17 protein-coding genes are annotated in these 18,417 nt (G+C 71.8%); 11 read left to right on the top strand and 6 right to left on the bottom strand.

Features of this window, described 5'->3' with window-relative positions; translation table 11 throughout:
• Positions 1-157: 157 nt before the first annotated feature.
• The 3 genes from G407_RS32240 to G407_RS0101505 form a co-directional block, all read right to left on the bottom strand.
• Positions 158-745, bottom strand: a complete 588-nt coding sequence (locus G407_RS32240; RefSeq protein WP_210163051.1) for a class I SAM-dependent DNA methyltransferase — start codon at positions 743-745, stop codon at positions 158-160.
• Positions 746-750: 5 nt separating this feature from the next.
• Positions 751-3,009 (bottom strand): class I SAM-dependent DNA methyltransferase, encoded by a 2,259-nt coding sequence (locus G407_RS25085; protein WP_210163052.1) that lies wholly within the window; start codon positions 3,007-3,009, stop codon positions 751-753.
• A gap of 100 nt (positions 3,010-3,109) precedes the next feature.
• On the bottom strand, positions 3,110-3,967 hold the full coding sequence (locus G407_RS0101505) for a DUF2189 domain-containing protein (RefSeq protein WP_084327167.1): 858 nt from the start codon (positions 3,965-3,967) through the stop codon (positions 3,110-3,112).
• A 204-nt stretch (positions 3,968-4,171) separates the two neighbouring features.
• Between G407_RS0101505 and G407_RS0101510 the strand changes: the two genes are divergently transcribed.
• From G407_RS0101510 to G407_RS30085, 9 genes are all read left to right on the top strand, one after another.
• A complete protein-coding gene (locus G407_RS0101510) occupies positions 4,172-4,795 on the top strand; it encodes a LysE family translocator (protein ID WP_029029391.1) in 624 nt (207 codons plus the stop codon).
• Between the two features lie 111 nt (positions 4,796-4,906).
• Positions 4,907-6,328, top strand: coding sequence for a circularly permuted type 2 ATP-grasp protein (locus G407_RS0101515; protein WP_029029392.1), 1,422 nt, complete (start codon positions 4,907-4,909; stop codon positions 6,326-6,328).
• Between the two features lie 49 nt (positions 6,329-6,377).
• Entirely contained in the window at positions 6,378-7,316 is a 939-nt protein-coding gene (locus G407_RS0101520) for an alpha-E domain-containing protein (protein WP_029029393.1), read from the top strand.
• Positions 7,317-7,356: 40 nt separating this feature from the next.
• Entirely contained in the window at positions 7,357-8,355 is a 999-nt protein-coding gene (locus tag G407_RS0101525) for a transglutaminase family protein (protein WP_029029394.1), read from the top strand.
• A gap of 78 nt (positions 8,356-8,433) precedes the next feature.
• Entirely contained in the window at positions 8,434-9,186 is a 753-nt protein-coding gene (locus G407_RS0101530) for a proteasome-type protease (RefSeq protein WP_029029395.1), read from the top strand.
• A gap of 275 nt (positions 9,187-9,461) precedes the next feature.
• Positions 9,462-9,617: a DUF1127 domain-containing protein gene (locus G407_RS30890; protein ID WP_084327169.1), complete on the top strand. Its 156-nt coding sequence runs from the start codon at positions 9,462-9,464 to the stop codon at positions 9,615-9,617.
• A 182-nt stretch (positions 9,618-9,799) separates the two neighbouring features.
• Positions 9,800-11,290: a methylenetetrahydrofolate--tRNA-(uracil(54)-C(5))-methyltransferase (FADH(2)-oxidizing) TrmFO gene (trmFO, locus tag G407_RS0101540; protein ID WP_029029396.1), complete on the top strand. Its 1,491-nt coding sequence runs from the start codon at positions 9,800-9,802 to the stop codon at positions 11,288-11,290.
• Positions 11,291-11,700: 410 nt separating this feature from the next.
• Positions 11,701-12,834 (top strand): DUF2336 domain-containing protein, encoded by a 1,134-nt coding sequence (locus tag G407_RS25090; protein WP_052340811.1) that lies wholly within the window; start codon positions 11,701-11,703, stop codon positions 12,832-12,834.
• A gap of 183 nt (positions 12,835-13,017) precedes the next feature.
• Positions 13,018-14,403 (top strand): PRC-barrel domain-containing protein, encoded by a 1,386-nt coding sequence (locus G407_RS30085; protein ID WP_052340812.1) that lies wholly within the window; start codon positions 13,018-13,020, stop codon positions 14,401-14,403.
• A gap of 73 nt (positions 14,404-14,476) precedes the next feature.
• Here the strand turns inward: G407_RS30085 and G407_RS0101555 are convergent, their stop codons facing one another.
• The 3 genes from G407_RS0101555 to G407_RS25105 all read right to left on the bottom strand — a co-directional run bounded on the left by G407_RS0101555 (position 14,477) and on the right by G407_RS25105 (position 17,409).
• A complete protein-coding gene (locus G407_RS0101555; RefSeq protein ID WP_029029397.1) occupies positions 14,477-14,824 on the bottom strand; it encodes a DUF1491 family protein in 348 nt (115 codons plus the stop codon).
• Between the two features lie 58 nt (positions 14,825-14,882).
• Positions 14,883-15,446, bottom strand: a complete 564-nt coding sequence (locus tag G407_RS30090) for a peptidoglycan-binding domain-containing protein (RefSeq protein WP_156917433.1) — start codon at positions 15,444-15,446, stop codon at positions 14,883-14,885.
• 118 nt (positions 15,447-15,564) lie between these two features.
• Positions 15,565-17,409, bottom strand: a complete 1,845-nt coding sequence (locus G407_RS25105; RefSeq protein WP_245258994.1) for a sensor histidine kinase — start codon at positions 17,407-17,409, stop codon at positions 15,565-15,567.
• Between the two features lie 338 nt (positions 17,410-17,747).
• Here G407_RS25105 and G407_RS0101570 point away from each other — a divergent pair, with 338 nt between their 5' ends.
• The gene (locus G407_RS0101570; RefSeq protein ID WP_029029398.1) at positions 17,748-18,062 is read left to right on the top strand and encodes a hypothetical protein; all 315 of its coding nucleotides are present in this window, start codon (positions 17,748-17,750) and stop codon (positions 18,060-18,062) included.
• A gap of 132 nt (positions 18,063-18,194) precedes the next feature.
• On the top strand, positions 18,195-18,417 hold a 223-nt coding region (locus G407_RS32820; protein WP_210163053.1), incomplete at its 3' end, for a helix-turn-helix domain-containing protein.

The raw sequence follows: 18,417 nt of genomic DNA on the forward strand, positions 1-18,417 counted from the left end.
CGACCCCGGATCCTCCCCGGAGGGGAGGAGTCCGCGCGAAGCGCGGACGGTGGGGCCGTTCGATAGCGAGGCGAGCGGGATCGCCGTCCTCCCACCCTCCGGCCCGCGTCCTCCCCTGCGGGGAGGACGCGGGCCGCGGCATTTGTTCGCGGGCGTGTCAGCCGCGGGCGAGGTTGAGGGCGAGGAGGCGCTCGAGGGCGTCCTCGATGCCGATGTCCTCGGGCCAGCCGTAGGCGGCGGCGACCGCGCGGTCCAGGTCGTCGTGCAGCGCCGCGAGCCAGGCGGGCCGCGCGTTGTAGAGCTTGGTCAGCGTGCGCTCCTTGAGCACCGCCGCCGCCGCCTCGTCCTTGGGCAGGACGCGGTCGGGATAGCCCGCGACCACCTCCGGCTCGATCACCACGAGATCGGGCGGGTTCAGCCACCGCCCCCGCGCCGCGTCGAGCGCCCGCGCCGCCGCCACGATGCGCTGCGCGCGCGGGTCGTTGGCATAGGCGGCGGCGGGGAGGTTCGGGGTCAGGCCCTCGGGGAAGGGATAGGTCTCGAAGGTGGTGGTGGGGGTGTAGCGCGGCCGATCCTCCAGGCTCGTGCCGAGCCGCAGGGACCAAGCCTCGTGGAAGCGGGAATGGAGGATCCCGAAGGTGGTGTCGTCGTCGCGGGCGATGGCCGTGAGGTTCTTGTCCGGGACGATGCGCGTGTCCAGGAAGACGAAGACGCGGTGCTTCGCGACCTCCGGCGTGACGATCATTCGCTTCAGGCGAGGGCGCCGAAGAGTTCCGGCCGGCTACGCCAGAGGCGCCAATAGTCTGCGCGGGTGATCTTCCGGCCTCGCTCGGCCTCGTACATCTCGATCTCTCGACGAAGCACCTCGAAGGGCGCCTCGAACCGCGCCGCCGCACCTTCGTCGAGACCATTGAAGTTGATGATCCAATAGTCTCTTGGCCGTCGGGTCACGTCGATTCCGATCCACCAAGGCGACAGCACGTCCGAGTTCGGTCGGCCGTTGACGTTGAGCGGCTCCTTCAGAAGCCGGCGCGCTACCGCACCCGGAACGTCGAGCGGCCCGGACTTCTGAATTCCGATGAATGAGACATCAGCATTCTCCCCAAGCCGTCGCGCGATCGTGATCGGCAAGTCTGCGGTTAGATCCGGATTGATCGCCGCGACCGCGAGCCCGTCCAGCATCGGCTCGTCGGGCGGATCGTCCGCGAAGCAGACGAGCGAGACGCGCACTGACGCGCCGTCGACGATCCAAGGCTCGTCGGACCAGGCCTCGAAGATCTTCAGCCGATGCTGGATCGCCTCCAGCGTCAGCCGGTTGCGACCGCCGCGGATGGAGTTCGTCGCGACGAGCCCGGCGCGCTTCGACCGACCGTCCTCGATCTGCTTGCGAGCCTTGTCGAACCACCAGCAGACGAGGTCGGAGAACGGCGACATCCGGCCGGCGTACACCTCGCGGATCGTCTCCGTCTCCTCCGCCCCGAGCCCCGCAATGAGCTTCTTTCCCCCCAGGAACGGCGGGTTCCCCACGATGAACTCCGCCGCCGGCCACCCGGCCTCCACCACGCTCCCGTCCTCGCGGCGTGTAATCAGCGCGTCGCGGCACTCGACCGTGTCGAGCTTGCGCAGGATCGGGTCGGGGCGGGTGTAGATGGCGTTGCGGATGCGCCATTGGATGTCGCCGATCCAGATCGTGGTGCGGGCGAGCTCGGCGGCGAGCGGGTTGATCTCGATGCCGCGCAGGATCTCGGGCCCGACCTCCGGCGCGCGCGGGGAGAGGCCGAGCCCCTCGCCCTCCTGGATCGCGCGCCATTCGAGGTCCTTCACCGCCTGGAGAGCGAGGTAGAGGAAGTTGCCCGAGCCGCAGGCGGGATCGAGGACGGTGAGCCCGCGCAGGCGCTCCAGGAAGGCGAGCTGGATCGCCTCGGCCTCCCCCCGCGCCTTGGCGAGGACGGCGCCTCGGCGGCTCGGGACCAGGCCCTCCGCCTTCGCCGTCGCCTTCTCCATGATCGCGGATATGCGCCCGCGCGCCGCCTCCCATTCGCGCCGCAGCGGGCGCAGGACCACCGGCTCGACGATCATCATGATCTTGCCCGGGTCGGTGTAGTGCGCGCCGATCTGCGCGCGCTTGCCGGGATCGAGGAAGCGCTCGAACAGCGTGCCGAAGATGGTCGGGTCGATCTCCGACCAGTCGAGCCGCGCTGCCTGCATCAGGAGGTCGGCGTCGCCCTGGTCGAGGTCGAGGGCTTCCTGCCCGTCGAACAGTCCGCCGTTGAAATGCGCGATGTCCTGCAGCGCGAACTCGCCGCCGGTGCGCATCTCGGCGAAAAGCTCGTCGAGGTTCCCCTTTGCGCGCTTCGGCCGCTTCTGCGCCCGGGCGATCAGCGCCTGGAACATGCCCTCGGGGAGCAGCTTCACGCTGGACGCGAAGAAGCAGAAGACGAGCTGGTTGACGAAGTGCGCCACGGCCTCGGGATCGGCGCGGCCCTGCAGGCGCAGCGCCAACGCGGAGAACTTGTCCGCCGCCTCGCGGGTGACGCGCTCGCGGGTGCGCTCGGGCCGGAGCCGGTCGGGATCGTGGAAGACGGCGTGGACGAGGGCGAGCTTCGCCGGGTCCTCGAGGTCCTCCAGCGCGATCTCGATGCTGGTGGCGACGAGGTTCGTCCAGGCGGTGCGGATGCGGATGCGGTCGATGTCGCAGGCGACCTGGAGCGGCGGGTTCTCCAGCGCGGCCGCGTAGCGCACGAGCTGGTCCATCGCCGCATCGAGATTGCGCTTCTTCTTCTTGTATTCCCAGGCGAAGAAGCCGCGCTTCCAGACGTCGGCGAAGCCCTCCCCGCCCCCGGTCTTGGCCGCGCCCTTCTCGAAAGCGTAGGCCTCGCCCGTCGCGTCGCCGGCGGCCGGCGTGGGATGATCCACGAGCCGGCACAGGTCGATGAAATGCTCCTGCGCCGCCTGCCTCTCGGTGAGCGTGGCGGCGGACCATTTGGCGATGAACTCGCGGGGCGTCATGCGGGTGGCGACCGGGGAAGCGTCGGAACGAAAGGTGGACGCTTCCTCATATCACGCACGGGCGGCCTGAACAGCCCCGCACGCTCACCCGACTACCCCCTTACCCAGCCGCCGCGGCACCCTCCGGCTCCGGCTCCACCACCCGCCGGTACAGCCGCCACGTCGCGTGCCCCAGCGCCGGGAGCACGATCAGGAGCCCCAGGAAGAACGGCACGATCGCGAGCACGAGCAGCGCCACGATGAAGGCCGCCCAGCCGAGCATCGGCTTGGGGTTCGTCACCACCGCCTTCACCGAGGTGATCATCGCGGTGATGAAGTCCACGTCCCGGTCGAGCAGGAGCGGGAAGGAGACCACGGTTAGCGAGAACAGCGCGGCGGCGAGCACGGCGCCGACGATGTTGCCGACGACGAGGAACATCAGCCCCTCGGGCGTGGTGAACACGACGGTGAGGAACTCGCCCATCGTGGCGAAGGACTGGAAGCCGAGGAAGATCGCCAGGAGCAGGCGCACCTGGTACATCCAGATGATCATGATGAACAAGGTCACGAAGGCCATCCAGCCGAGCTCGCGCTTCGATTGGCTGAAGACGACGCCGAGCACCGGCCCGAAGGCCAGCGCCTCGCCCGTCTCGCGCCGACGCGAGACCTCGTAGAGCCCCACCGCCACGAAGGGCCCGATCAGGGCGAAGCCCGCCGCCAGCGGGTAGGCGAGGTAGCCCATCCCGGAATAGGCGGTGAGCAGCACGAGGGCGATGCCGGCCAGCGCATAGACCGCCCCGAAGAACAGCCCGAACTGCGGCGCGGCGCGAAAGTCGCTGAGGCCCTCGGAGAGCGCGGCGCGCACGTCGTCCTGCGTGATGGCACGCACGACCGGCTCGGTGCGCCGGCGCGCATCCGTCTCGGCACCCGGCGCGCCGTCCGGCGCCCCGGCGAAATCGGCGTTGGTTGTGTCGGCCATGGTTTCCTTCCCTCGCCCTCGGAACTCTGGTCTCGTTGTCGGGTGCGGATCGTCGGTCTCGGGGGAAAGCCGAGGATGCCCCATTTCCGGCCGCACGCAAAGCCCGTCCCGAGGCGATCGCCGCGGCGCGACCGCCGACGCGCGGCTTGCGTTCGGCACCCGTCCGTGGCTCGCTGCGGCCGAGCAGGAGAGGACGGACCACCGATGAGCTTCGAGACCTGGGCGGCCTTCGCCGCCGCCTCCGCCGTGCTGCTGGTGATCCCCGGCCCGACCGTGCTGCTCGTCGTGTCCTACGCGCTCGGCCAGGGGCTGCGGGTGGCGCTGCCGATGGCGCTCGGCGTCGCGCTCGGCGACTTCACGGCGATGACGCTGTCGATGCTCGGCGTGGGCGCGCTGCTGGCCGCCTCGGCGACCGCCTTCACCGTCCTGAAATGGGCGGGGGCCGCCTACCTCGTCTATCTCGGCATCCGGCTCTGGCGGAGCGGCGGGGGCGCCGCGGAGGCCGAGCCGCGCACGGCCGCGACGCGCCCGGGCCGGATGCTCGGCCACGCCTGGCTGGTGACGACGCTCAACCCGAAGGGCATCGTCTTCTTCGTGGCCTTCCTGCCGCAATTCCTCGATCCGGCGGGCGATTTCCTCACCCAGCTCCTGATCTTCGAGGCGACGTTCCTGGTGCTCGCCTTCGCCAACGCCCTGGCCTGGGCGGCGCTCGCCTCCCGCGCCCGGCGGCTGGCCGGGCGCCCCGGCGTGATCCGCGCGGTCAACCGGGTCGGCGGGACCGCGCTGATGGGGGCCGGGATCGCCAGCGTCGCGATGCGGCCGAGCTGAGCCGCCGACGCGTCCGCCCTTCGCAGGGGCTTCCCCTGGCGTGCCTCTTGCCTCTACGCTCGTGGTTGCGACCCGCGGCGAACGTGGGCGGCGTGAACGACGAGGGAGCGGATGGCGGCGTTCGACGAGATGGATGGGGGCCAGGGGCCCGACGCGTGCCGGGCGGCCTACGGAAAGCTCAAGCGCTGGCTCGCGACGACGCCGCGGGACGTCTTCGACGCGCGCCGCAGCCAGGCGGAGCTGTTCTTCCGGCGCATCGGCATCACCTTCGCGGTCTACGGCGATGCGGAGACGACGGAGCGGCTGATCCCCTTCGACATCATCCCGCGCGTCATCACCCGCGACGAGTGGGGGCGCGTCGAGGCCGGGCTCACCCAGCGCGTCAAGGCGCTCAACCTCTTCCTGGCGGATCTCTACGGGCCGCAGACCGCGCTCGCGGCGGGCATCGTGCCCCCCGAGCTGATCCTGCGCAACGAGCACTACCGGCTCGAGATGCAGGGCGTCGCGGTGCCCCACGGCATCTACTGCCACATCGCCGGCATCGACCTGGTGCGCGTGGACGAGGACACGTTCTACGTGCTCGAGGACAACGCGCGCACGCCTTCGGGCGTATCCTACATGCTGGAGAACCGGGAGGTGATGATGCGCCTCTTCCCGGAGCTGTTCGCCCAGCACCGTGTCGCGCCGGTGGAGAACTACCCCGACGCGCTGCTAGCCACGCTGCGCTCGGTGGCGCCCAACACGGGCAAGAAGGACCCGACGGTGGCGCTGCTCACGCCGGGCCAGTACAATTCCGCCTACTACGAGCACTCCTTCCTCGCCGACCAGCTCGGCGTCGAGCTGGTCGAGGCCTCCGACCTCGTGGTGCGCGAGGATCGCGTCTACATGCGCACGACGGAGGGGCCCAAGCGCGTCGACGTGCTCTACCGGCGCATCGACGACGACTTCCTCGACCCCCTCGCCTTCCGCCCGGATTCGGTGCTGGGGGTGCCGGGCCTCTTCGGTGCCTACCAAGCGGGCAACATCACGCTGGCCAACGCCGTCGGAACGGGCATCGCCGACGACAAGGCGGTCTACACCTACATGCCCGAGATCATCCGCTTCTTCCTCGGGGAAGAGCCGATCCTCAAGAACGTGCCGACCTGGCGCTGCCGCGACGAGGAGGCGCTGAAATATGTGCTCGACCACCTGTCCGAGCTCGTCGTCAAGGAGGTGAACGGCTCGGGCGGCTACGGCATGCTGGTGGGCCCGCACGCCACCAAGGAGCAGCTCGAGACCTTCCGGCGCAAGCTCAAGCACGATCCGTCCGGCTTCATCGCCCAGCCGACGCTCGCGCTGTCCACCTGCCCGACCTTCGTCGCCTCGGGCGTCGCGCCGCGGCACGTGGACCTGCGCCCGTTCGTGCTCTCGGGCGCGGACGGGGTGCGCGTCGTGCCCGGCGGGCTCACCCGCGTCGCGCTCAAGGAGGGCTCACTCGTCGTGAACTCCAGCCAGGGCGGCGGCACCAAGGACACCTGGGTGCTCGACGGCTGATCACCGACGCCGCCACCCGCCCGCGTTTCGCGTCACCACGGACGAGGCCATGCTCTCACGCACCGCCAACAGCCTGTTCTGGCTCTTCCGCTACACCGAGCGGGCGGACTTCATCGCCCGCATCCTCGACGCCACCGTGCGCCTCGCGGCGCTGCCGACGAGCTACGGCGAGCGCAACGAATGGGAGAGCGCGCTCGAGGCCGCGGGTTCGGCGGAGATCTTCCGCGAGCACTACGGGGCCGTGACCGAGGACACGGTGCGCGACTTCCTGGCCTTCTCGCCGCACAATCCCTCCTCGATCCGCTCCTGCCTGGAGCGGGCGCGCACCAACGCGCGGGCGGTGCGCACCGCGCTGACGCTGGAGATGTGGGAGACGATCAACGGCGCCTGGCTGGAGCTGAAGAAGTACCGCAACGCCGACATGAGCCGGGAGGACTTCGCCCGCTTCCTCGAATGGGTGAAGAGCGTCTCCCTCGACTTCGACGGCTCGGCGTACCGCACCATGCTGCGGAACGACGCCTACTACTTCACCCGGCTCGGCGTCTCGATCGAGCGGGCGGACAACACCGCGCGCATCCTCGACGTGAAGTACCACGTGCTCCTGCCGCCGACGGAGCGGGTCGGCGGCTCGCTCGACTATTTCCAGTGGACCACGATCCTGCGCGAGGTGCAGGCACACACCGCCTACCATTGGGTCTACCGCGAGAGCGTGAAGCCCTGGCTGGTGGCGGACCTGCTGATCCTCAACAAGCAGATGCCCCGCTCGCTCGCCTGCTGCTACGAGAGCCTGGTGCGCCACCTCGACCTCGTCGCAGATCTCTACGGCCGGCGCGGACCCGCCCAGCGCCACGCCAGCGACTGCGCGGCGCGGCTCTCGGCGATGCGCATCGAGGAGGTGTTCGGCCGCGGGCTGCACCAATGGGTCACCGAGTTCATCATCGACAACAACAAGCTCGGCTCGGCCATCGCGGATCAGTACCTCACCTGAGGCGCGAGGGCGGGACCGGCGGTTCGCGGGGAGGCGCGCCATGCGCATTCGCATCGAGCACGAGACGACCTATTCCTACGAGGAGCCGGCGCGGGGGCTGATCCAGGTCCTGCGCCTGACGCCGCGTTCGCACGTGGGCCAGCACGTGGTGCGCTGGCGTATCGAGCCGTCCCTCGACGGCGCTTTGCGCCAGGGCGAGGACGCGCTCGGCAACGTCGTCCACCGCTTCGCCGCCGAGACCGCCGGCGAGGCGCTGACGATCCGTGTCACGGGCATCGTCGAGACCGACGAGACCCACGGCGTGGTGCGCGGCACGGTGGAGCGCGCGCCGGATCTCTACTTCCTGCGCACGACGCCGATGACCGCCCCGTCCGATGCGCTCGCCGCCTTCGCGGCCGAGGTCGCCGGCGAGGCGGTGCGGACCGATCCGCTCGCGGCGCTCCACGCGCTCAACACGTCGCTCGCGGAGCGCATGACGATGGAGCGCGGCCCCGCCGACGCGGCGATCGGCGCCGCCGGCGCCTTCGCCGCTGAGCGGGGCGTGGCGCAGGACCTCGCTCACGCCTTCGTCGCCGGCGCGCGCCACCTCGGCATTCCCGCCCGCAACGTCTCGGGCTATCTCCATCGCGGGGACGACGGGGAGACCGCCGATGGCGAGGAGACGGGCGGGCAGCCCCGGGGCACGCAGGCTCCGGACGCACGAGCCCAAGTCGCTCGAGCCCAAGTCGCTCTAGCCCAGGGCGCTCGAGCCGAAGCCGCTCGAGCCGAAGCCGCTCGCGTGCAGGGCGGCCACGTGCATGCCTGGGCCGAGGCGCTGGCGCCGGGTCTCGGCTGGGTCGCGTTCGATCCGTCCTTCGGCGTCTGCGCCGGGCCGCGCCACGTACGCGTCGCCATCGGCCTCGACGCGCCCGGCTGCGCACCCGTGCGCGGCGCCCGCTACGGCGGCGGCGCGGAGAGCCTCTCCGTACGCCTGTCGGTGCAGGACGCCGCGAGCGGCGCGCCGGCTCCCACGCAATCGCGCTCGCAAAGCCAGTCCTGACGCAGTCCGCGGCCCCGCCGCCTCGCGTCTCGCCTCCCGTCTCGCATCCCTTCCCGCCTCGCTCCGGACGCCCCGCCCATGACCTACTGCGTCGGCCTGCTCGTCGAGCAGGGGCTCGTGATGATCGCCGACACCCGCACCAACGCGGGGCTCGACAACGTCTCGACCTTCCGCAAGCTCACCGTCATCGAGCACCCCGGCGAACGGGTGCTGGCGCTCGCGAGCGCGGGGAACCTCTCGGTCTCGCAGACGGTGGTGAGCCTCCTCGAGGAGGGCCTGGAGGATCCCGGGACCGGCGCCGTCGCGCGGCTCGAGGACCAGCCGAGCCTGTTCAAGGCGGCCGAGCTCGTCGGGCGGGCGATTCGAGAGGTGCGTGCCGTCCACGGCCCGGCGCTCGCGGACGCGGGCGTGACCTTCGACGTCTCGTTCCTGTTCGGCGGCCAGATCCGCGGGGGCCCGATGCGGCTCTACATGATCTACGCCGCGGGCAACTTCATCGAATGCGGGCAGGACGCGCCCTTCCTGCAGATCGGCGAGCACAAGTACGGCAAGCCGATCCTCGACCGCGCGGTGCGGTTCGACGGCGATCTCTACGACGCGCTCAAGATCGGGCTCGTGTCGATGGATTCGACCATGCGCTCGAACATCGGCGTGGGGCTGCCGATCGACGTCGTGGTGCTGCGCCGGGACGCCTTCGTGCCCGAGGTGAACCGGCGCATCGAGGCGGGCGAGCCCTACTTCCAAGATCTGCGCGAACGCTGGTCGGCGGCGCTGCGGGCGGCGCACATGGCGATCCCGCGCCCGCCCTACGGCCCGAAGCGTGGCGGGTGATTCGGGACCGCCGCGCTCGCTTCCCGATTTACGTGCATGGCGGAATTCGGGCAACTCGGCGTCCCGGAGCGTCCCGCTCAGCGCATCCGTAAAGGATTTGTGACTGGTTCTCGGCTGCATCATGCGCTGGGCGCATGCCTGATTTCGACTTTCGCCTCTAACTCCGAGGCGCCCGCTCCATATATCGCAGTGCACAAGACAGGACGCGACGGCCCGCACCGATGCGGGGCCGCGCGGCCGGTCCTTCGTTCGTTCCCTCCCTGGAGTCTCCACCGATGTTCCTCACCTGGGTTCTCTCCCGCATCCGCGCCTATCAGCGCTACCGCCAGACCGTGCGCGAGCTCGAGCGCCTGTCCGACCGCGAGCTCAACGACGTCGGCCTGTCGCGCGGCGACATCGATTACGTGGCGCGTCGCTACGCTCATGCCTGAGTCGCGACGCATCGCTGCGCCGCCGCGAACGCCGGCCGGGACATCCCGTGCCGGCGTTCTTCGTTTCGGGCCTCCTTGCTCGACGACGCCGGTGCGCCGGCTCTTCCCGGCGGGCCGACAAAGCACGGTCGTCCGCGCCCGCCGCGCTTGACGCCGGGGTGGCGCGCCTGCATCTCTCGCTCATGTCGAACGCTTCCCAGATCGAGCCCGTCCACGTCGTCGGCGGGGGCCTCGCCGGCTCCGAGGCCGCCTGGCAGGTCGCCCAGGCGGGCGTGCCCGTCGTCCTGCACGAGATGCGCCCCGCCCGTATGACCGAGGCGCACAAGACGCACGGGCTCGCCGAGCTCGTCTGCTCGAACTCGTTCCGCTCCGACGATGCGGAGAGTAACGCGGTGGGCCTGCTGCACCAGGAGATGCGCCGGCTCGGCTCGCTGATCATGCATGCCGGCGACAAGCACCAGGTGCCCGCCGGCGGCGCGCTCGCGGTCGACCGCGACGGCTTCTCGGAGGCGGTCACCGCCGCGCTCGAGGCGCATCCGCTGGTGACGATCGATCGCGCCGAGGTGGCGGGCCTGCCGCCGGAGGAATGGGATCAGGTCGTGGTCGCGACGGGCCCCCTCACCTCCCCCGCCCTCGCCGAGGCGATCCGCGGGCTCACCGGTGCCGACGCGCTCGCCTTCTTCGACGCCATCGCCCCCATCGTCTACCGCGAGAGCGTGGACATGGGCGTGGCCTGGTTCCAGTCGCGCTACGACAAGCCCGGGCCGGGCGGCACGGGGGCGGACTACCTGAACTGCCCGATGAACCGCGAGCAGTACGAGGCCTTCGTCGACGCGCTGCTCGCCGGCGAGACGACCTCCTTCAAGGAGTGGGAGGCGAACACTCCCTATTTCGACGGCTGCCTGCCGATCGAGGTGATGGCCGAGCGCGGCCGAGAAACCTTGCGCTACGGGCCGATGAAGCCGGTCGGCCTCACCAACCCGCACCGGCCCGACGAGAAGCCCTGGGCGGTCGTGCAGCTGCGCCAGGACAACGCGCTCGGCACGCTGTTCAACATGGTGGGCTTCCAGACCAAGCTGAAGTACGGCGCCCAGGCCGCGATCCTGCGCATGATCCCGGGCCTCGAGAACGCCGAGTTCGCCCGGCTCGGCGGGCTCCACCGCAACACCTACCTCGACTCGCCTCGCCTGCTCGACGGCACGCTGCGCCTGAAGGCCGCCCCGCGCCTGCGCTTCGCGGGCCAGATCACGGGCTGCGAGGGCTACGTGGAAAGCGCGGCGGTGGGGCTGATGGCGGGCCGCTTCGCCGCCGCGGAGCGGCTCGGGCGTGCCGTGCGCCTGCTGCCGCCCACCACCGCCATGGGCGCGCTCGCCGCCCACATCACCGGCGGCCACATCCTCGCCGAGGAGGACGAGGACGAGGACGGCGTGGAGGGAGCCGGCGCGGTGGAGGGCGCGCCCAAGCCGGCGAAGCCCCGCTCCTTCCAGCCGATGAACGTCAATTTCGGCCTCTTCCCCCCGCTCGAGGGCGCGCTCCCCAAGAGCGCCGACGGCAAGCGCCTGCGCGGCTCGGCCAAGGCGATCGCCAGGAAGAAGGCGCTCACCGACCGCGCGCGGGCGGATCTGGCGGCGTGGCTCGCCGAGGCCGATTCCCTCGGCGTCGCGGCCGAATAGCGAAGCGCTCCCGCCCCCTCGGGGCGGGGACGATCCGCATAGCGGATCAGGGGCGGGGTCCCCCGGCTCGACGCGTGCAGTTTCGGCTCCGCCGAAGCGCCTTCGGCGCACCCCCTCCGTCTCGTCGCCTTCGGCGCCGATCCACCTCCCCCGATGGGGAAGGAGCGCGCTCCCGCCCCACTGGGGCGGGGACGATCCGCGCAGCGGATCAGGGGCGGGGTCCCCCGGCTCGACGCGTGCAGTTTCGGCTTCGTCGAAGCGCCTCTCGGAGCACCCTCTCCGTCTCGTCGCCTGCGGCGCCGAGCCACCTCCCGCAGTGGAAGTGGAGCGGGCGAGACGGCCACGGTTAACGCGGCCTTTACGCGATCCGGCGTATCCGACGGATCTCGCCCCCTCGCGCCGATCGCCGCATGACCCCGCCTCCGCCGCCCCTCGACGAGGATCTCGCCCGGCTCTCCGCGCTCGCGCGCGACGGCGGCGCGATCGCGCCGGTGCTGCTGCGGGTCCAGGCGGACCTGTTCGCGGCGTCGCGCCGGCGCGCGGACGAGGCGGCGGCGTTCGCGGAGCTGGCGGTCCGGCTCCTGCCGAGGGCGGACGCCGACACCGCCACGCACGTGGCGCGCCGGGTGGCCGCCCTTCCGCAGACGCCCGCCGCGGTGCTCCAGGCGCTCGCCGCCCACGGAGGCGAGGCGGCGCGGCTCGTCGCGGCCCTCGCGCCGGACGCGCCCGGGGCCGCCGACACGGTCGAGCCCCCGGTCGCGGCGCTCGCGCGCGCGCGCCGCGGCGACCTCTCCCTCGACGAGATCGCCCGCCTCGTCGCACGCGACGATCCTGCGGTCGATCTGGCGCTGGCCGAGAACGCGGACGCGGCGCTCGGTGGCCGCTCCCTCGCCACCCTCGTCGAGCGCGCGCGCGGCGACCGCATCCCCCTCCGGACCCGCCTCGCGGGGGCGCTTCTCGCGCGTGACGACCTGCCGGCGGACGACGCCGCGAGCCTCTACGCGCAGGCCGACGAGCCGATGCGCACGCGCCTCCTCGTGGGCATCACCGCCGCCCCGCGGGCGGACGCACACCCGTCGGTGCGCCCGCGCCCGTCGGCGGAGACCGTCGCGACGCTCCTCGCCGCCGCCGAGCGCGGCGACCGTGCGACCTTCGGCTCCGCGCTCGCCGCGGCGCTCGCGCTCGAGACCTCCCCCGACTGGCGCTTCCACGAACCGGCCCGCCACGATCTCCTCGCGCTCGCGCTGCGCGCGGCTGGGCTCGGCGAAGAGGAGACGATCCGCATCTTCCTGACGCTCGATCCCGGCATCGCCCGCTCGGTGACGATCGTCTACCGCCTCGTGGGGCTGATCCGCGGCGTGCCCCGCTCGGTCGCGGCACGGATCGTCGAGGCGGTGCACGGCGTGCGGATCGGCGCGCAGCGCGGCGTCGGGACCACACATATTCCCATGCTCGGCGCGGATTCGCGTCACCGGCCGCGCTTCAGCCGAGTGCTGGAGCCGAATGCCGACAAGCGCGACAGCAAGAACGGCCGCGCTGTCTGAGTTGTCACGCTTCCTCCTGAGATAGATTTCCTGTATCGCGACGTCGTCGACCATGGACGATGTTGTGAGAGCAAGACGCTAGTCTTCCAGCAGGCGTCTCTATTCACATCGGCGTGAGGAACCGATCCGGCGCTGGCGTGTTTCCGGGGCAGCCAAACCGGCAGACACGAAAGGATGCCAGCGATGAAACGCATTTTCCTCGCTGCGCTCGTGGGGTCTACCGCCCTCGCGCCCGCAGCTCTCATGGCCCAGACGCAGCAGAACCAGCAGCAGGGTCAGCAGCAGCAGATGACGCAGGCCCAGTCGGGCCAGACGCAGGGCCAGCAGGGCCGGGTCACCGCCCAGCAGATGCGCGGCCAGCCGCTCGTCGGCGCCAACGGCAACCGCATCGGGACCGTCGAGCAGATCGTGATCGGCCGCTCCGGCCAGAGCTACGCCGTCGTCGCGGTCCAGGACGGGCAGAACCGCCTGCTCCCGACGCAGGCCATCGTCCTGCGCGACGGCCGTCTCTACGTCCAGGACATCACCCGTGAGCAGGTCGCCCAGCTGCGCTCCGCGACGGAGGCCGAGGGCGGCGAGTTCCAGGCGGCCGAGCGCGAGCAGGTGCTCGTCCTCGCCATGGAGTCCGGGACCGAAGGCCGCATGACGCAGGATCGCGAGCGGATGGCCGAGGCCGACGGCGCCTCGATCGTCGTCGAGCGCACCGCCCCGCGCCTGCGCATCGAGCAGCCGACCCCGCAGGTGACGGTCGACCCGGCCGAGCCGGAGGTGACGGTTCGCCAGCAGAACCCGCAGATCCTGGTCCGCCAGGCGCCGCCGCGGGTGACGATCGAGCAGCCGCAGCCCGAGATCATCGTGCGCATGCCCGAGCCGCAGGTCGACGTGGCCCAGGGTCGTCCCGAGGTCATGGTGCGCCAGGGCGAGCCGCAGGTCCAGGTCGAGCAGCCGCAGCAGCAGGCCGCCGTCGCGGTCGAGCAGTCGCAGGCCCAGGTCACGATCGAGGACGACGGCCAGCAGGCCCAGATCGCCACGACGCAGGCCCGTCCGGAGGTGACCTTCGAGCGCACCGGCGAGCCCCAGGTCGAGTTCCTGCAGGCGCAGGGCCAGCCGACGGTCCGCTACGAGCGCATGCAGACCGAGCAGCAGGCCGGGATGCAGATCGAGACCGAGCAGACGGCCGAGATGGATCGCGCCCGCGGCATGCTCATCGACGAGAACGAGGTCGAGGCCACCGGTGCGGTGAACGCTACGACGCGGCCGGTCGCGATCTCGGAGCTCGAGGGCGAGACCGTCTACAACTTCCGCGGCCAGGAGCTCGGCGATGTCGAGCGCATCGTCGCGACGCCGAACGACGACTTCCTCGTCGTCATCGGTGCCGGCGGCTTCCTCGGCCTCGGCGAGGACACGGTGGCGCTGCCGCTCGATCGTCTGTCGATGCGCGGCGACCAGCTGATGGTCCGCGGCATCACCGAGGCGGACATCGAGGGCATGCAGGATTACGAGGCCCGTTATCCGAACGCCCAGCCGCTCGGCGCCGACGAGGACGTCGACCTCATCGTCGAGCAGTAATCGATCGCGCGACGCGCGATGGATGAACGCGAGCCGGCGGTCCTTCGGGGCCGCCGGCTTTCTCGTGCGCGGATCAGCCGGGGTCGCGGGCGAGGGGCACGAACGGCCGGCCCTGCCGGTCCTCGATCTCCACGAGCCAGAGGTCGGGGTCGAAGCGGATCTCCTTGCGCATCCGCTCCTCGACGTCGAGCGAGGTCGCACCCGTGAGGACCGACGCGAAGCGGCGCTCGCCCTCGTCCTGCTCCTCGACGAGCGCCTGGGGCGCCGGGCCGTAGAGGTCGGCGGTGCCGTCGAGCCGGTCCACCTTGACGAAGATCGCCCCGGCTTCCGCCGCGCCGCGCCGGCGCAGCACCGCGGGCACGGTCTCGATCCCCGCCTGGCGGATCAGGGCGGAGACGACGAAGTCCGACGTCAGGCGCATGCGATCTCCCCCGGGTTCTCCCTGCCTCCTGCGGCGACGGACGCGAGGCGCGGAGCGGTCAGTCGATCGTCACGCCCGAGCGCATCGCCAGGACCCGCAGCGTAGCGCCGTCGAGCGCGCCGGTCACGGGCAGGCCCTCGTCGCGCTCGAAGTCCTCGAGCGCGGCCCGGGTCGCGGGGCCGAACAGGCCGTCGACGGTCATCGGCCCGTGGCCGAGCACCACCAGCGCCTCCTGCACCGCGGCCACGCGGGCGTCCGGCGCGGGCGCGCCGAGCGAGGCGGTGGTCGTCGTGTCGCTGCCGCGGATGAGTGCCCCGATCGGATCGTCGTCGCGAGCGAAAGCCGGCGCCGGCGGCGGCGCGGGCGGGGCGGCGATCGGCGCGCGCGCCGGGGGCAGCGGCGCGGGACCGACGTCGAAGGCGAGGCTCGGCGTCGGCGCGGCCGCATGCGGCGGCGGGACCCCGGCGTCACGGGGCGCGGGCGTCGCCACGATCCGCGTGGGCTCCGCGAAGAGCGGCGCGGGATGGCGCGCCGTCTGGAACGCGAGCGCGTTCAGCGCGATGTAGCCGGCGACGGACGCGAACAGCGCGCCGGTCACCAGCCGGCCGGGACGCGCGAGCACGCGGCGCGCCGCCTCCGCCAACGGCGAGCGCCGAGCCCGTGCTTCGAAGCCGGTCGCGCGCCGCCGCACGGGCGCGCTCCTCGTGGTGGTGTCGCGTCCGGAACGGGCCGCCATGACCTCAGGCACTGCGCTTCAGCTCCTCGTTGTCGGCATCTTCGTTGGGTGCCGCGACCACGGCATGCGGCACGCCCACCGCCTGCGCGACCTCCTCGGCGGCGGCGCTCCTGCGCCCGCGCGAGCGGACCGTGATCGGGATCGGCGCGGAGGCCCGGGCGCCGTCGTCGCCGGACCTGGCGCAGCGCCCGAACAGGGGCAGCTCGACCGTCACCGTCATGCCCTCGCCGGGAGCGCTCTCGATGGCGAGCGCACCGCCGTGGAGCCCGACGAGGCCGCGCACGACCGACAGGCCGAGCCCCGTGCCCTCGTGCGGGCGATCGTAGGCGGCGTGTACCTGGAAGAACGGGTCGCCCAGCTTGGCGAGCGCGGCTTCCGGCACACCGATGCCGGTATCGGAGACGACGATCGCCATCATGCCGGCCCGGCGTCTCACGGCGACGTGGACCCGCCCGCCCGACGGCGTGAACTTCACCGCGTTCGAGACGAGGTTGATCAGGATCTGCCGGCAGGCGCGCCGATCCGCCACGAGCTCGGGCATCCCCGGCTCGACCGTGAAGCCGAGCCGCACGCCCGCGGCGTCCGCCTTGAGCCGCATCAGGTCGATGCAGCCCTCGACGAGGGGCGCCACGTCGAAGGGTGCGGGCGCGAACTCGAAGTTCCCGGTCTCGATCTGCGACATGTCGAGGAGGGAGTTGACCACCTCGAGCAGGTGGTGACCCGAGTCGTGGATGATTCTGGCGTAGCCGCGGCGCTGTTCGGGCCCGACGCCGGCCATCGTGTCCGTGGAGAGGATCTCCGAGAAGCCGATGATGGCGTTGAGCGGCGTGCGCAGCTCGTGGCTGACGGTGGCGAGGAAGCGCGCCTTCACGGCGCCCGCCCGCTCGGCCTCGGCGCGGGCGCGCTCGAGGTCGCATTCGTGGTTCTTCTGGGCGGTGACGTCGCGCAGGATGGAGACGACCTTGGCGCGGTCGTCCGCCGTCTCGACGCGGTAGGCCCGCATCTCCGTCCAGACGACGCGCCCGGCCTCGCCGGCGAGGGCGTCGCCGTAGTGCAGCCGGAACTGCGCGGTGACCGGCGCGGAGCCCGCGGCGGCGTCGCTCAGCGCCTTCAGGTAGGCCGGCCGGTCCTGGACGTGGACGCGCGAGAACAGGCCCCGATCCTCCAGTGCCGTGGAGGGCGCGCCGACGAGCTTCATCGCCGCCGCGCTGGCGGAGAGCACGTGGCCGTGCGCGTCGTGCCAGACGACGAGGTCGTCGATCACCTGGAGCAGCGAACGATCGCGCGCATCCCGCCGGCGCAGCGCGTCGGCATTGGCATCGCGGGCGCGGGAGACCGCCAGCACGAGCGAGCCGGCGTGCGCGATGGCGAAGAGGGCGAAGATCGGCGCCGACAGCGTGGCGGGCCAGGGAATCGTGTGCAGCGGCGCGCCCATGGCGTCGAGCACCGCGAGCACGATGACCGCGATGGTCGCGACGATGGTCGCGCTCACCGCGGCCCGGCGCGAGCCGGTGACGAGTGCCTCGAGCGGCACGGCGACGAGCCAGATGGTCGCCGCCGAGGCGAGGCCGCCCGATGCGTTGGCGAGGCAGACGATCAGCCCGGCGAAGCCGGCGGCGGAAATGGTGTGCGCGAGGGTCAGGCGCCCCGTCCGGGCGAGCGTCACGCCGGCGAGGAGCGGCGAGGCCAGGAAGAGGAAGGCCACGTATTCCTGCACGGACGCGGGGCCGCGCAGGGCGAGGTAGATCGGCGCCAGCACCAGCGCGGCGGCACCCATCAGGATTCGCGAGACGATGAACCGGGCGTGCCGATCGCGCTCGGACGCGTCGCCACGGACCCGCTCGTGCACGAGCTCGCCCAGGCGCGCCTCTATCGTTCGAACGCTGATGGACCCGAACACGTCCGCCCAACACGGCGCTTGCGCCGCTCCCTGTCCTCGTTGGCGGGGACTGTCGCAGCCCCCGCTTAAACGAAACCTAAGGCGAACGGGTCGGACCCCGGACGGGTCGGCGGTATGCCGAACGCGTGGTTAACGCCCGCGCGGCGCGGCGTCCCGCCACCGGACGGTCCCGCCGGAGCGATCTCTCGGCATTCGTTCGGGCATTCACCATGTCTGCGAACGGCGCGCGCGCGGCAACGCTCTCTTCATCCGCGCGGGGCCAACCAGGAAGCGACATCCGGGGACCCATGGCCATGCCGCTGGTGCGCGCGCTCGCCGTCATCGCGACGATCTTCTGGTTCTCGCCCGTGCGCGAGGAGGGCGCGGACGCGCCCGCCGCGCCGTCGGTTCCGCGCGCCGCGCCCGCGGCTGCCGGCACCGCGCCGTCCGTCGCCGCACCGGTCGCGACCGGCCTCGATCGGCAGTCCCTCGCGGGGCTGATCGCCGAGGCCGGAGACGATGCCGCGCGGGCGCGCGCCCTCTGGCAGGCCCTGCCGGAGGAGGCCCGCTCCGCCCTCGCGCGGCGAATCGCCGACGAGCTCGCGGGGCCGGCGCCGAATTGAGGCGATTCGGCGGCTTCGGCGCGGGTACGCCTCTGTGTAGGGCCGGACAGAAGTGAGACGGAGGGGACTTGAACGGGATCGGGGATCCCGGAAGCTTGGGTTTGCGACAACACGAGCTTCAGGAGATCCCCGATGCAGGTTTTCGGCCTGCCCTGTCAGGTTATCAGGAACGGTCGGGTCGCGTCGCGTCTCATCGGCGCGAAGACCCCGGATATCGCAGCGACGATGAGACGCGACGCGTTGGCGCGCTGGCGCCGGGCGAGGAGCGCCGGCCTCGACGCCGAGGAGGCCGCGCAGGCCGTGGGCGTGCCGCGCGCGACGCTGTATCGCTGGGAGAACAACCCGCAGCCGCGCA

This window comes from Salinarimonas rosea DSM 21201, from assembly GCF_000429045.1.
Classification (GTDB): domain Bacteria; phylum Pseudomonadota; class Alphaproteobacteria; order Rhizobiales; family Beijerinckiaceae; genus Salinarimonas; species Salinarimonas rosea.